Below are 14,241 nucleotides of genomic sequence, written 5' to 3'. Positions count from 1 at the left end.
CTGAGATGTGGTTGGAAGGACTGAAGTGACCTGAGGTGTGCCGTGCCGAGGTCAGAAGAGAGGAGTGCCGGTGATCAACGGAGGGATTTCCTTGACGAGCACGAAAAGCCCGACGACCAGCACGAAGTATCCGAAGCCCTTCCGCAGCGCCTGCTCAGGAATTCGGCCGGCGAGCTTCGCTCCGAGAAGAGATCCCACGATCGCGATGCCCGTGAAGCTGAGCACCAGCGGCCAGTCGAGCTGCACGCTGAACAAGTAGCCGGAAAGGCCTGCCGTTGACTTCATTGCGATGACGAGCAGAGAGGTGCCTATCGCTACCGCGATGGGAAGCCCTCCGAGAAGGTTGAGCGCAGGAACGATCAGGAATCCACCACCAGCACCAACAAGCCCGGTCGCAAGCCCCACGAGGAATCCATCCAGCAGAATTCGTGCGAGCGGCAGCGTCTTCTCCTCAACGCTACCGTCAGTTCCTGCGGCCGTCTTCTTGCGACCACGAATCATGGCGGTCGCGGTGGCGACCATCATGGCGGCAAACAAAATCATGAGCACCACGCCAGGAATGAACCCGCCGAGTATTCCGCCAGCGAACGCGCCCGCCATTCCCGCCGCGCCGAAGATCAGCCCAATCTTCCATCTCACACGACCGGCCCGCGCGTGCGAGAACACGCTCACCGCGCTCGTCACGCCGACGATGAATAACGAAGCTGCAATTGCCTCCTGCGGAGGCATGCCCGCGAGGTAGGTGAGGATCGGGACCGTGAGGATCGAACCGCCGCCGCCCAGCAGGCCGAGCGACACGCCAACGACCACGGCGAGCAGCAGAGCGATGAGTGTCCCGGTGTCCATGGTGTCTCCTGCGTCAGGGGGTGGATCGGTGGGCGCTGCCCGCCCAACTGTCGATTGGGTTAGGCCGCGACTGCCGCGGGCGACTTGCTGGTGACTGGCTCGTTGCCAGCTACAGCGACCCAACCCAGGTAGCTACCTTTGAGTTCGGCCACGTCGTAGCCGGCCCTGCGAAGCGCAGAGGCGGCAACGCTGTTGCGTACCCCGCTCTGGCAGTACGTCACGATCGTGCCGTCCTTGGGCAAGCGATCCTGGTGCCACAGCACCCGACCGCCCGAGAGTTGTTCGGCGCCGGGAAGGTGTCCCTCGGCGAACTCGGTCTTGTTGCGAACATCCAGCAACATCACGTGAGCAAACCCGTTGAGATCCTCGGGGCGCACCAGCTTGGGGGTGATGAGCTCGAGGCCATTCAGTGACGTCACGTAGCCCTTCACGCTGTCGATGCCCACACGCACCAGGTGGTCGCGCATTTCAGCTGCCATCTCGGCAGTCTCAGCGAGGAGCACCAACGGGCGAGTCTCGACCTCAGGGTCGTACACCCAGGCGCCGTAGCTCGCTGCCTTCGCAGTACCAGGAATGTTCAGCGAGCGATCTACGGTGCCCTCGTGCACTTCGCTATTGCCGCGAGTGTCGACGAAGATCACAGAGTCGGCCGCAAGGGCCTGAGTGAGCCGCTCAGCGGTGTATTCGGTCAGGTCCGTGACGTCACCAATTACTGCCGGGCCGACCCTGTTCTGCACCTTCATTCGCCCAAAGTAAGCATGCGCGTCGGGCTGACCGCTCAGTAGCTCATCAATGAATCCCTGCTCGTCGTTCGCGCGAAGGTACGGTGCCCACCAAGAGAAATTGCGCTCGTATCCAACAGTAGTCATGGCGATCGCGCCCAGAGCCTTGCCGCACGCGCTGCCCGAGCCGTGTGCCGGAAGTACCTGAACGTAGTCGGGCAGCGTGAGGAAGCGGTTGCGCAAGCTCGAAAAGAGGTCTTTTGCGCCCCCGAAGCGAGTGTCGATGCCCCCGGCAGCCTCGTCGAGTAGGTCGGGCCTGCCGAGGTCTCCCACGAAGACGAAGTCGCCGGTGAGCATGAACCCGGGTTCGGAAGACTGCGCCCCATCCGTGATGAGGAAGGAGAAGTGCTCTGGGGTGTGCCCGGGGGTGTGGACACCCTTCACGGTAATGTTGCCGAGCGTGATCTCGTGCCCATCTTTCATGCGAACGGCTTCGTCGAAGGCAGGCCCGTAGGTCCAGTCGGGGCCGCCTTCATCTGAGACGTAGGTCGCCGCACCGGTGCGGGCGGCGAGTTCGCGGGTGCCCGAGAGATAGTCGGCGTGAATGTGGGTCTCGGTGACCGCGACAATCTTCATGCCGTTCTTCGCGGCGATTGCCAGATATTCATCGACGTCGCGACGTGGATCGACCACAATCGCCTCGCCTTTGGCTTGGCAGCCGATGAAGTAGCTCGCCTGAGCTAGGTCTTCGTCATAGATGCGCTCTAGCAACATAGTGAGTCCTCTCGTCACGATTGGTCGCAAATACCCGGTCGGGTATCAATGCTTCTACTATACCCCCGGGGGTATAGTCTTTGTCAAGTGGAAGTACATTCACGGCCTCCAGAATGGGTGCAGCTGAAGCGCGCGGGCGGGCAGTACGCAAGCCTATTGAGAGCGAATTTTCAGGTTTGCCCGTTGACCACGACGGAGCGGACCTGCTTCACTTGATCGGAGAAGGGGAGTACTCCTCGCAGCGCATCGTCAATACGTTCCCGTGTGGGATCCGGTGTGTTGGGCGCATGTCAGTCTGCATCGTCGACGAGACCTTCACTATGTAGTGGAGGTAGTGAATATGTCGATGTCTGTGCCACTGTGGGCTTGGTTCGCGGTGATCGGTGCGATCTTGGTCATGCTCGCAGTCGATCTAATTGCGCACCGCGAGGCACACATCATTCGCGTACGCGAGGCCGCTGCGTGGTCACTCGTGTGGGTGACTCTTGGTGTGGGGTTCGGTGTCGTCGTCTGGACGGTCTGGGGCGCCGAGTTCGGACAGCAGTACTACGCCGGGTATCTCATCGAAAAGTCTCTGGCAATCGACAACGTGTTTGTCTGGGCAATTATCTTTGCCGCATTCTCGGTTCCGCCTCAATTTCAGCATCGGGTCCTGTTCCTCGGCGTGCTTGGCGCTCTTGTGTTTCGGGGCATATTCATCGCCGCTGGAGCCGCGCTGATTGATTCGTTCTCATGGGTGCTCTACATCTTCGCTGCATTCCTGATCTTCACGGGATGGCGCATGTATCGGACGCGAAACGATCACCCGCAGCCGGAGCGCTCAATCGTGGTGCGACTGTTTAAGCGCTTCGTGCCTATGACCAATGAGTTTCACGGGCAGCGCTTTCTGGTGAGGCGTGGCGGGGCGCTGGTAGCCACCCCTCTGCTGCTTGTCTTGGTGCTCGTGGAAATCACCGACATCATCTTCGCGGTCGATTCAATTCCGGCGATTTTCGGCGTCACACGCGAACCATTTATCGTGTTCACCGCAAACGCGTTTGCGATACTCGGATTGCGTGCGATGTATTTCTTGCTGGCAGACCTGATCCACCGCTTTATCTACCTGAAGATAGGAATCGCGGCAGTGTTGGTCTGGGTGGGCGTCAAGTTGCTGCTGATCGACGTTTTCTACATCCCGACGACAGTAAGCCTCGCCGTAGTGGCGCTCATCATTGGCGCGTCAATCGTGCTCAGCCTGCGAGCAACTCGAGGGCAGGGTAGGCGGGCGCCGAATGTGACAACGGTTCAGTAGGGCGTGCGGGACTTGAACCCGCGACCGACGGATTATGAGTCCGCTGCTCTAACCGGCTGAGCTAACGCCCCGTGGCAACCCCACCAGTCTAGTATCGAATTTGTTGCAGCGGACTCCCGAGGCCGATACGGCCTCGGCACCTGAGAAGGATCTAGCAGAAATGGTTGATCCTCGGATTCTCAGGTGCTGCTCTAACCGGCTGAGCTAACGCCCGTGGCAACCCTTCTAGCTTTGTGAAGGCGGAGCCGACAGGCGCACGGCGTGCGGCGACGAGGTGGCATATTCTTCGATGAATCGGGCGAGCACCATGTGCGAGGCTCGAACGTCGGCCGCGGAGATTCTCGCAACAATCTGTTCGGTTTCGCTGGGATCAAAGTAACCGTGCCTCGAATAGACGCGCACACGGCTTGCAAACGATTCAGAGTCGAGTTCCGGGTGAAACTGGGTCGCGTAGACGTTCGAACCCACGCGAAATGCCTGCACGGGGCACGCCGGTGACGCGGCGAGTACCGCGACGTGGGACGGTACCTCACTGATCGCCTCCTTGTGCCCGACGAACGCCTCGAACGCGGCGGGTAGCTCACGAAAGAGAGGATCAAGCTTGCCAGTCTCAGTCAGACTCACCAGTGTGGCCTGAGCGGGCTCCCCAAAGGTACGATCAACCCGGGCGCCCTGGTGAGAGCCGATCGTGCCGACCCCGTAGCAAATTCCGAGAAAGGGGAAATCGCTGGTGATCACCTCATCGAGGAGGCCGGCAAGCTCCGCCTCAACTCGTAGCTCGGTGGCTGATTTTAGCTCGGTGGGTTCACTGACCGTATAGGGGCTCCCCGCGAGGAGGATTCCCGAGTAGTCGTCTAGTCGCACAGGTGCCAGAGGGTACTGATCCACCCGTTGCCAATGAAGTTCCTCGGGGAGGAGGCCGGTCAGTTTGCAGTAGCCTGCGTACTCCTGTTCGGCGACTCCGTGATCATCTCGCGTAGTGATCAGCAGGAAGGGCAGCATGATCATACGGTAGGGCCAAGCGCTCCCTGATGCCAACTTGCGTGACCAATTTCTGCGAAATCAAGTGAAAACCCAGACACCTTCAGTGGCACTTCGTCTCGGCCTGTCTTGTTGCCGGGACGAAGAACTCGCGTGCCATCAACAACAGAGATGACATTCAAAACATTGTTCACTGCCTGCCTGTCTGTCTAGCATCGCGGAGCCCCTCGGTTGCCACCATTCGGGAAGCGTGCGAGGATAGAGCCGCTATCACACTCACGAGCCGATTCGACGTAGGGGAAGACGTTTCGAATCGCAAGGGAGATCGTGATGACGTTAGGAACCGCGCAGGTACACACCTCGGGGGTACTTTTCGTGCATTCTTGCCCGAAAGCACTCGCCCCGCATGTTGAGTGGGCCCTGGCCCGCGAGATCGGTTCAGTGGTGAAACTCGCTTGGGCGTCTCAGCCGCTTCTGCCCGGGATGTTGCGTGCAGAGGCTAACTGGCGTGGACCCGTCGGCACCGCTTCTTCAGTCGCTTCCTCGCTGTTCGGATGGCAGCACGTGCGGTTCGAGATCACCGAAGACCAGAGTGCACACAGCGATGGCGGCCGTTGGATGCATACCCCATCGCTCGGAATCTTCCACATGCAGACAGACAGTGCCGGCAACGGCGTCCTGAGTGAAGATGCCGTTCGCGCAGCCATCGTCGGTGCCGGAGGTGACGCCCAATTGCTCGCGCGCGAACTTCGCCTAGCGCTGGGGGAGGCCTGGGACAGTGAACTTGAAGCATTCCGGCAGGCCGAAGATGGCGATGCCACGATTCTCACGCTTCATCGCGTGAGCTAGCTCGTGCGCCGATCGATCAGCTAGAAACTGCCGCCAACTGGCGTACTCATTGCGAAGCCCCGGAGCGATTCGTCCGGGGCTTCGCAATGAGGGGTTAGACCGAGCGGATTGCCACAACCGCGTTGTGCCCTCCGAACCCAAATGAGTTCGAGATCGCGAGCTGCGGTCCATCGCCGAGAGGGATCGGCGTATCCGAGATAGTGAAGGGGATCGCCGGATCCTGTTCCGTGGTGTTAATCGTGGGAGGCGCGACGCGTTCCGCCACGGCGAGCACCGCGAACACGGCCTCGAGTGCGCCGGTGCCACCGAGCAGGTGACCCGTTGCGCCCTTGGTGGCAGACACGGGGATGGTGTCAACGCGATCCCCGAACACGACGCGCAGTGCTGCGTACTCTGCTCCGTCGCCGGTCGGCGTGGAGGTGGCGTGCGCGTTAATGTGGGTGACATCTTCCGCGCTCGCGCCGGCCGTGGCCAGCGCCAGCTCGACCGCTCGGCTCGCGCCCTTGCCCTCGGGCTCCGGCGCGGTGATGTGGTACGAATCTGCGGTGACCCCGCCACCCGCGATCTCGGCATAGATCCGGGCACCCCGAGCGAGCGCGTGTTCCTCGGTCTCAAGAACGAGAGCGGCGCCGCCCTCGCCCATCACGAAGCCGTCTCGATCGATCGAGTAGGGGCGCGACGCGGTTTCGGGGCTGTCGTTGCGCTTAGAGAGAGCCTGCATTGATGAGAATGCCGCGAGAGTGATCGGGTGAATTGCGGATTCGGATCCACCAGCAATCACGATGTCCGCGAGCCCGGCTTGCAAATGCTCGTAAGCGTTTACGATCGCCTCCGTGCTTGACGCGCAGGCCGACGCCACCGTACGTGCGTAGGCCCGGGCTTCAAAATGCATTGACACTGCGGCCGCAGGAGCGTTCGGCATGAGCATGGGAACTGTAAGCGGCATCACCCGGCGGGGTCCCTTCTCGCGCAGGGTGTCCCAAGCGTCGAGGAGCGACCATAGGCCGCCAATGCCGGTGGCCCAATCGACACCCAGCCGCTCGGCATCAACCTCGGGCGAGCCGGCGTCAACAAATGCCTCCATCGCGGCGATCAAGGCGAACTGACTCGACGGGTCGAGACGTTTCGCGACCTGCCGGTCGAGCACTTCAGCCGGGCGCACCTTGGCCTCGGCCGCGAACCGCACAGGAAGTTCGTAGTTCTCCACCCAGTCGTATTTGAGGGTCTTCGCACCGGAGACTCCAGCCAGCAACGCCTCCCAGGTCTCGCGGGCGGTGCCGCCGATGGGGGAGGACGCGCCGATTCCGGTGACGACGATCTTTTTACTCATGTTCGTGCCTCGCGAGGGTGTTGAAAAGTGGAGTGGGTACTCTCCGAAAAACGACCTGGTCGTCGGAGAGATTCTGGGGGCGGGAGGGGCGGGCGTGATGCCCGCCCCTGATCCGAATGCCTAAGCCTGAGCCTTGACGATGAAATCGACCGCGTCACCAACGGTCTTCAGGTTCTTGACCTCTTCATCGGGAATCTTGACGTCGAACTTCTCTTCGGCGTTCACGACGATGGTCATCATCGAGATCGAGTCGATGTCTAGGTCGTCGGTGAACGACTTGTCGAGTGCAACCACGTCTGCCGCGATGCCGGTCTCGTCGTTGATGAGCTCTGCGAGGCCTGCGAGGACCTCATCGTTGCTGTATGCCATTAATTTCTCCTTTTGGTTGGGGTGTGTGAAAGAGGTAAAGACTGTGGATCGCGTCGCGCTAGGGCAGCTCGACGACCTGCGCCCCGTAGACGAGTCCGGCGCCGAACCCGATTTGCAGTGCCAGGCCACCTGAAAGCTCAGGGTGTTCTTCGAGCAGCGCGTGCATGGCCAGCGGAATCGAAGCGGCGGAGGTGTTGCCCTGCGTTTCAATGTCACGTGCGATTACCACCGAGTCTGGCAGCTTCAACTGCTTCGCGAACTCATCAATAATGCGCATATTGGCCTGATGCGGGATGAAAGCAGCCAGGTCGCTGGCCTCAATGCCGGACGCCGCGAGGGTTTCCTTAGCGACTTTCGCCATTTGCCAAACTGCCCAGCGGAACACGGTCTGCCCGTCTTGTCGCAATGTTGGCCATGCGACCTCAGTTGGGTTGTTGCGATACTCCTCGAATGTTGCGGTCATGCGAATCGCATCCCACTTCTCGCCGTCGGAACCCCACTGGGTGGGGCCGATGCCGGGGTGATCGGACGGTCCAACGATAACCGCACCGGCCCCGTCTCCGAGAAGGAAGGAGATGCTGCGATCCGTAGGATCCACTACGTCAGAAAGTTTCTCCGCGCCGATCACGAGGACGTTCTTGCAGATGCCAGAACGCACGAGTGCGTCAGCCTGGCCCACCCCGTAGGTGTATCCCGCACACGCCGCCGAGATATCAAAGGCGGCGGCTGGAGCAAGCCCGAGGCGATACGCCGCGAGCGAGGCCATTGACGGGGTCAGTGCCACATTTGAGATAGTGGAAATGATCACGCCGTCAATCTCGCTGCGATCGAGACCGGCTCTCTCGATCGCTTCTTCTCCGGCGGCGACAGCGAGATCGACTGCCCCCACCTTGGCACTCGCGCGTTTCCGTTGGACGATTCCGGTGCGCTGACGGATCCATTCATCAGAGGACTCGATGGGCCCGATGAGGTCATCGTTTGGGACGTCGCGATCACCGCGTGCGCCACCCACCGAGAGAATGCGGGTGTACGCCGGGCCGGTGACCTGGGTGAGCGTTGCCATATTCAATCCTTCCGAGGGGTGACTAGGCGCTTGCCTGGACACTCGTAATCAGTTCAACGGCGCTTGCGAGGTCTGCCGGGCCTTTCACCGCAACTGTCGGCACACCCTTGAGCGCACGCTTCGCGATTCCCGTCAGCGCGCCAGCCGGGGCGAGCTCGACAAATCCTGTGATGTCGTGCTCCAGAAAGCTCGCCATGCACGCATCCCAGCGCACAGGATGAGCAACCTGCGTCACGAGCAATTCAACGTAACGCTGACCACTCGTCACCACGCAACCGTCGTCGTTTGACCACAGTGGATGCGTCGGGTCGCTCGCTGTGACCTGCGCGGCAGCTGTCGCAAGGGTCGGCACGGCGTCTTTCATGTATTCGGTGTGGAAGGCTCCGGCGACCTGCAACGAAATGACGCGCGCCCCTCGGGGCGCGTCTGCAGCGAGTGCCTCGAGTGCCTCGAGAGACCCCGCTGCGACAATCTGGCCGCCACCGTTGCGATTTGCCGGAGTCAGCCCGTGCTCGGCAATCTTTGCGAGTACGTCGTCTTCGTTCCCGCCGACCACGGCGCTCATTCCCGTGCGCACCATGGCCGCGGCCTCCGCCATGGCCCGACCGCGAATGCCGACCAAGGCTAGGGCATCGGCCTCGCTGAGCACCCCGGAGGCCGATGCAGCGGCGAACTCTCCGACAGAATGACCGGCGATTCCGACCCCGTCGAGCGAGGCGCGACGGGATAACGCCTGCCAGGCCAACAGGCTCGCGGCGACAATGAGGGGCTGGGCCACCTGCGTGTCGCGGATGGTGTCGGCATCGCTTTCCGTGCCGTGCTGAATCAGATCGACCCCAGCGTGTTCAGACGCGGCGTGCAAGAACTCGCGAGCGCCGGGTTCGTCAAGCCAGTCAGCGAGGAAGCCGGGGGTCTGTGAGCCCTGTCCTGGGCAAGCGATGACAATCACGTCTTTTAGTTTCTCAGAAGTTTGCTCGGATCCCGGTATATAACCAACCAGAAATCTTGGGTATCGTTGTCAGAACCATCTAGATCGATGGGGAAGTGCGGTTTCTTCGGTCCGAACCCGCATTTTAGCGTTTCGCGCGAGTGGGGCGTTTTGTGCCATGCTCCGCGATTGAGCCCACAATGAGTGCAGCCTGCAAGATCAAAGCCTCTCGAGCACCGGTCGCATTCCAGCCAATTACTTCACTGACCTTCTTGAGGCGATACCGCACAGTGTTGGGATGAACGAAAAGCTCGCGCGCGGTGGCTTCGAGGGAGCGACCATTATCGAGGTAGCACCACAGCGTCTCCAAAAGTTCCCCCGAATGGGCGGTGAGTGGATCGTAGATCTGCTCGATGAGCGTTCTCCGCGCTAGGCCATCGCCAGCGAGTGCGCGTTCAGGAAGCAGATCGTCCGCTCCCACCGGGCGCGTCGCACCCCGCCAGGATCGCGCGACCGCGATGCCAGCGAGAGCTGCACGTGCACTTCGAGACGCAGCTACCAGGTTCTCGACCGTGGGTCCGAGCACCAGTGGCCCGTCTGCAAAGAAGTCGACGAGCCGCTTTGCAATTTCGAGAAAGGGGACGTGAGTGGGCGGCGTCGCGTGAGGATCCCTTGCCTCGTTTGCCATCCGGCCGAGCACTAGGACGAGCCGCGTACCCTGCAGGCCCACCAAGACGTCAGCGCCAGAGTGGCGGGCTGTGCGCCGAATCTGATCCACATCTACCGATCGGTCTGATGTCCCGACGAGCACCGCAGCTTCCCCCGCACCATGCCACCCCAGGGCTGCGATGCGACTCGGAAGCTCGTCGTCGCTCTCACCGGTCAGGATCGAGTCGACGACGAGCGCCTCAAGTCGGGCATCCCAGAGGCCTCGGGCTTCTGCGGCTCGGGCGTAAACATCGGCAGCAGCGAAAGCCACATCACGCGAGTAGTGCAGAATCGCTTCCCGCAATTCCTCGCTTCGGCTCGCGACTCGCTCTTCCACTACGGAGACGACGACGCGAATCAGCTGCAGCGTTTCCTGCAGGCTGATGCTTCTCAGCAGTTCGCGCGGCGCGGCGCTGAACACGTCACTCGCGATCCACGGGGTTGCGCTCGGATCTTCATACCATTGGATGAACGAGCTGATTCCGGTCTGCGCTACCAGCCCCACCGCGCTGCGCCGGCTGGGAGGCATTTCGCTGTACCAGGGCAGTGTCTCCTCCAGGCGCGCCATCGTCTGCGTCGCCAGCTCGCCAGCGATCGTGCGAAGCCAACTGAGCTCCCGTTCCTTCGATCGTTCCATGCGTGCTCCGATTGTCTTCCGATAGGTGTGCTGGAGGTTGAGGCTAGTGACGCAGCCGGTGGGGGAGCTTAAGCTTCTCCGCCCGCACCACCAGTCGTGCCAGCATTGACGTCTCGCAGCCGGTATCGTTCCGCGGCCTGTTTGGGTACCGAAGCCGCGATCTTGCCCTGAGTTGCGAGTCGCTGCAGCACCTTCACGACTACCGACTCGCGGTCAATGGCGAAGTAGCGCCTGGCCGCTGCGCGGGTGTCTGAGAAGCCAAACCCGTCAGCGCCCAGCACCGAGTAGTCGCCGGGCACGAACTGACGAATTTGATCCGGAACGTCGGTAGCCCAGTCGCTGACCGCCACTATCGGACCCTCGGCACCCTGCAGCTTCTGCGTGAGGTAAGGCACCCGCACGTCCTCCTCAGGGAAAAGGAAGTTGTGACGCTCAGCTGCAAGGCCGTCGCGACGCAACTCGCTCCATGAGGTGACGCTCCACACATCGGCGGAGACACCCCAATCCTTTTCCAAGAGATCCTGGGCTTCACGCGCCCACGGCACCGCCACGCCCGAGGCGAAGATGTGCGCTGGGATTCCTTCACCCTTCGAGGGGCTGACGCGATAGATACCGCGGACGATTCCTTCGACGTCGACACCCTCAGGCTCGGCGGGGTGAATGATTGGTTCGTTGTACACGGTCATGTAGTAAATGACGTTCGGATCCGGGTGGGACCCACCGTACATGCGTTCCAGGCCGTTGCGCACGATGTGACCGACCTCGTATCCGTAGGCCGGATCGTAAGAAATCACGGCCGGATTGGTGTTCGAGAGCACGAGCGAGTGACCGTCGGCATGTTGCAAGCCCTCGCCGGTCAGAGTGGTACGCCCCGCGGTCGCGCCGATCATGAAGCCGCGAGCCATTTGATCGCCGGCTGCCCAAATCGCGTCTCCCGTGCGCTGGAATCCGAACATCGAGTAGAAAATGTAGACCGGCACGAGGGGCTGGCCATGCGTGGCGTACGAGGTGCCAACAGCGGTGAAGGCCGCCGCGGCCCCAGCCTCGTTGATGCCGACATGCAGCAGAACGCCCTGCGGGCTCTCCTTGTACGCCAGCAGCAACTCGCGATCCACTGAGACGTAATTCTGACCGTTCGGGTTGTAAATCTTTGACGTCGGGAAATAGCTGTCCATTCCGAAGGTGCGCGCTTCGTCGGGAATGATCGGCACGAAGCGGGGGCCGAAGCCCTTCTCGCGCATGAGATCTTTCAGCAGGCGCACGAACACCATGGTGGTCGCCGCTTCCTGCGTGCCCGACCCCTTCGCCGCAATCGCGTAAGTCTGCTTCTCGGGAAGCGAAATCGGCACGTGAGACGAGCGGCGCTCGGGCAGATATCCCCCCAACTCGTCGCGACGAGACTGCATGTACTGGATCGCCGCGTCGCTCTTTCCCGGGTGGTAGTAGGGAGGACGGTACGGATCCGCTTCGAGCTGCGCGTCGCTCACCGGAATACGCATCGCGTCTCGGAAGCGCTTGAGATCCTCCAGCGTCATCTTCTTCATCTGGTGCGTGGCGTTGCGACCCTCGAAGTGCGATCCGAGACCGTAGCCCTTGATGGTCTTCGCGAGGATGACCGTCGGGCGACCCTTGTGCTCAGTCGCAGCTTTGAACGCCGCATAGACCTTCCGATAGTCGTGCCCGCCGCGCCGAAGCCCCCACACCTGCTCGTCGGTGTAGCCTTCGACGAGGCGCAGCGCGCGCTCGTCGCGCCCGAAGAAGTGCTCGCGCACGAACGCGCCGCTTTCGGCCTTGTAGGTCTGATAGTCGCCGTCGGGCGTGACGTTCATGAGATTCAGCAGGGCGCCGTCGGTGTCACGGGCGAGGAGATCGTCCCATTCGCGACCCCAGATCACCTTGATCACGTTCCATCCGGCTCCCCGGAAAAAGCTCTCAAGCTCCTGAATGATCTTGCCGTTGCCTCGCACAGGACCGTCGAGGCGCTGCAGGTTGCAGTTCACTACGAACGTCAGGTTGTCGAGGCCCTCGTTGGCGGCAACCTGAAGCTGGCCGCGGCTTTCGACCTCGTCCATCTCTCCGTCGCCGAGGAAGGCCCAGACGCGCTGATCGCTTGCATCCTTGATGCCACGGTTCGTCAGGTACTTGTTTACTTGTGCCTGATAGATCGCGTTGATCGGTCCAAGTCCCATAGACACGGTGGGGAACTGCCAAAAGTCGGGAAGCAGACGTGGGTGCGGGTAGCTCGGCAGACCGCCGCCGGCATGCGAACGCTCCTGTCGGAAGCCATCGAGCTGATCTTCACCGAGACGACCTTCGAGAAACGCGCGAGCGTACACACCGGGGGACGCGTGGCCCTGGATGAAGATCTGGTCTCCGCCACCCGGGTGGTCTTGGCCGCGGAAGAAATGGTTGAAGCCAATTTCGTACAGTGAAGCGGCCGATGCGTAGCTTGAGATATGCCCGCCGACCCCCACTCCCGGACGCTGCGCCCGGTGCACTGTCATCGCAGCGTTCCAGCGGATCCACCGCCGATAGCTGCGCTCGAGCTCTTCGTTGCCGGGAAACTCTGGTTCGTCATCAGATGCGATGGTGTTGACGTAATCCGTCGTGGGTACCTGAGGCACATTCAGGTGCAGCTGGCGCGAGCGAGCAAGCAAGCTCGTCATAATCTCGCGGCCACGAGCAGCGCCTCGTTCGTCGACAACCGCGTCGAGCGATTCGACCCATTCAGTTGTCTCTTCAGGATCGATGTCCTCGCGATCAGACGCGTACGGATCCTCAGTGTTCACAGCCACGTTGTTGCTCCTTCACCAGGTGTCGCAGGAGTGCCGGGTTTGGCACGGTGCGAACTAGTCGCCGCCGGTAGGCGAACCGAAACCACACTATCGAATTCACACGAGAAATGCCGTTTTGGGAGAGGCATGCGCAATGGTTCCCACAAAATATGCGGATGGTCGCACGCGATCGGGCAATGCGCGACTGGCGGCACCGTCTCTGGGAGACGCCCCATAGACTGAGTTGACGCTTGAAGAACCGACGCCCCGCGTCGAGAAGGAGGCCCCACTTGGTGCTGCACGTAGGCGCGATCGCGCCGGATTTCACCCTGTCCGATCAGCACGGAGAGGAACTGACACTCTCTGAGCTCGTCGAGAGCGGGCCAGTGGCCATTGTCTTTTTCCCACTTGCATTCTCAGGCATCTGCACCGGGGAACTGTGCGAACTGCGCGACAACATTGGCGTATTTGCGGATTCGAAGGTGCGCCTCATTGGAGTGTCTGTGGATTCGGTGCACGCGCTGCGGGCGTGGGCGACCCAGGAGGACTATGAGTTCTCGATCCTTTCTGATTTCTGGCCCCACGGAGAGGTCGCGCGCAGCTTCGACGCATTCGTCGAGGAGCGTGGCATCGCGACCCGCGCGACGATTGTCGTCGGACAGGGCTTGAAGGTACTGGCCTCGTTTGAGACGTCACCTGGCGAAGCTCGAGATTTCTCCGCCTATCGTGAGGTCATCGCGGCACTCTAGCTGCCTTACGATTTAGCACTGCGGTGCGGATTCCCCTAAGATGGTGAGGTCCGCATTGCGGGCGGGGGCCTGTAGCTCAGCTGGTAGAGCGCCACGTTTACACCGTGGATGTCGTCGGTTCGATCCCGGCCGGGCCCACCATCTAATTTGTCTTGCCGGTTGGCGCTAGCCAGCGTTTGCGAATGCTGGTGACTGCGCCAACTTAACGGACGGTGAACGC

Annotated in this window: 12 protein-coding genes and 2 tRNA genes; 4 read left to right on the top strand and 10 right to left on the bottom strand. The window is 61.5% G+C overall.

Annotated elements, in window-relative coordinates:
* Positions 1 to 51 precede the first annotated feature (51 nt).
* Together ACTNFJ_RS05670 and ACTNFJ_RS05665 are read right to left on the bottom strand one after the other, a co-directional pair.
* Complete coding sequence (locus ACTNFJ_RS05670) at positions 52 to 846, bottom strand: sulfite exporter TauE/SafE family protein (protein WP_435907246.1); 795 nt, start codon at positions 844 to 846, stop codon at positions 52 to 54.
* A 59-nt stretch (positions 847 to 905) separates the two neighbouring features.
* Complete coding sequence (locus ACTNFJ_RS05665) at positions 906 to 2,342, bottom strand: MBL fold metallo-hydrolase (RefSeq protein ID WP_435907245.1); 1,437 nt, start codon at positions 2,340 to 2,342, stop codon at positions 906 to 908.
* Positions 2,343 to 2,688: 346 nt separating this feature from the next.
* Here ACTNFJ_RS05665 and ACTNFJ_RS05660 point away from each other — a divergent pair, with 346 nt between their 5' ends.
* Positions 2,689 to 3,633: a TerC family protein gene (locus ACTNFJ_RS05660; RefSeq protein ID WP_435907244.1), complete on the top strand. Its 945-nt coding sequence runs from the start codon at positions 2,689 to 2,691 to the stop codon at positions 3,631 to 3,633.
* Here ACTNFJ_RS05660 and ACTNFJ_RS05655 read toward each other — a convergent pair.
* A tRNA-Ile gene (locus ACTNFJ_RS05655) sits at positions 3,631 to 3,704 on the bottom strand. The two genes, ACTNFJ_RS05660 and ACTNFJ_RS05655, sit on opposite strands and share 3 nt — an antisense overlap.
* 154 nt (positions 3,705 to 3,858) lie before the next feature.
* Positions 3,859 to 4,635, bottom strand: coding sequence for a glutamine amidotransferase (locus ACTNFJ_RS05650; RefSeq protein ID WP_435907243.1), 777 nt, complete (start codon positions 4,633 to 4,635; stop codon positions 3,859 to 3,861).
* Between the two features lie 309 nt (positions 4,636 to 4,944).
* Between ACTNFJ_RS05650 and ACTNFJ_RS05645 the strand changes: the two genes are divergently transcribed.
* Positions 4,945 to 5,463: a DUF3145 family protein gene (locus ACTNFJ_RS05645; protein WP_435907242.1), complete on the top strand. Its 519-nt coding sequence runs from the start codon at positions 4,945 to 4,947 to the stop codon at positions 5,461 to 5,463.
* Positions 5,464 to 5,557: 94 nt separating this feature from the next.
* Here ACTNFJ_RS05645 and ACTNFJ_RS05640 read toward each other — a convergent pair whose 3' ends face one another.
* From ACTNFJ_RS05640 to aceE, 6 genes are all read right to left on the bottom strand, one after another.
* A complete protein-coding gene (locus ACTNFJ_RS05640) occupies positions 5,558 to 6,793 on the bottom strand; it encodes a beta-ketoacyl-[acyl-carrier-protein] synthase family protein (RefSeq protein WP_435907241.1) in 1,236 nt (411 codons plus the stop codon).
* 120 nt (positions 6,794 to 6,913) lie between these two features.
* Entirely contained in the window at positions 6,914 to 7,162 is a 249-nt protein-coding gene (locus ACTNFJ_RS05635; RefSeq protein ID WP_433646430.1) for an acyl carrier protein, read from the bottom strand.
* A 58-nt stretch (positions 7,163 to 7,220) separates the two neighbouring features.
* On the bottom strand, positions 7,221 to 8,225 hold the full coding sequence (locus tag ACTNFJ_RS05630; protein WP_435907240.1) for a beta-ketoacyl-ACP synthase III: 1,005 nt from the start codon (positions 8,223 to 8,225) through the stop codon (positions 7,221 to 7,223).
* A 22-nt stretch (positions 8,226 to 8,247) separates the two neighbouring features.
* Positions 8,248 to 9,174: an ACP S-malonyltransferase gene (locus tag ACTNFJ_RS05625; protein ID WP_435907239.1), complete on the bottom strand. Its 927-nt coding sequence runs from the start codon at positions 9,172 to 9,174 to the stop codon at positions 8,248 to 8,250.
* 124 nt (positions 9,175 to 9,298) lie between these two features.
* Positions 9,299 to 10,498 carry a PucR family transcriptional regulator gene (locus ACTNFJ_RS05620; RefSeq protein ID WP_435907238.1) on the bottom strand — a complete coding sequence of 400 codons (1,200 nt, stop codon included), beginning with the start codon at positions 10,496 to 10,498 and terminating at the stop codon, positions 9,299 to 9,301.
* Positions 10,499 to 10,566: 68 nt separating this feature from the next.
* Positions 10,567 to 13,293 carry a pyruvate dehydrogenase (acetyl-transferring), homodimeric type gene (gene aceE / locus ACTNFJ_RS05615; RefSeq protein ID WP_435907237.1) on the bottom strand — a complete coding sequence of 909 codons (2,727 nt, stop codon included), beginning with the start codon at positions 13,291 to 13,293 and terminating at the stop codon, positions 10,567 to 10,569.
* Positions 13,294 to 13,565: 272 nt separating this feature from the next.
* On the opposite strand from aceE, the gene ACTNFJ_RS05610 reads away from it, so the two are divergent.
* Together ACTNFJ_RS05610 and ACTNFJ_RS05605 are read left to right on the top strand one after the other, a co-directional pair.
* Entirely contained in the window at positions 13,566 to 14,021 is a 456-nt protein-coding gene (locus ACTNFJ_RS05610) for a redoxin domain-containing protein (protein ID WP_504362744.1), read from the top strand.
* Positions 14,022 to 14,086: 65 nt separating this feature from the next.
* A tRNA-Val gene (locus ACTNFJ_RS05605) sits at positions 14,087 to 14,162 on the top strand.
* The last annotated feature ends 79 nt before the right edge of the window (positions 14,163 to 14,241 follow it).

The sequence above is a fragment of the Leucobacter shiyiweii genome (assembly GCF_052446065.1).
Classification (GTDB): domain Bacteria; phylum Actinomycetota; class Actinomycetes; order Actinomycetales; family Microbacteriaceae; genus Leucobacter.
Note: the sequence above shows the minus strand (reverse complement) of the source record. Positions and strands in the feature narration are given on the sequence as shown.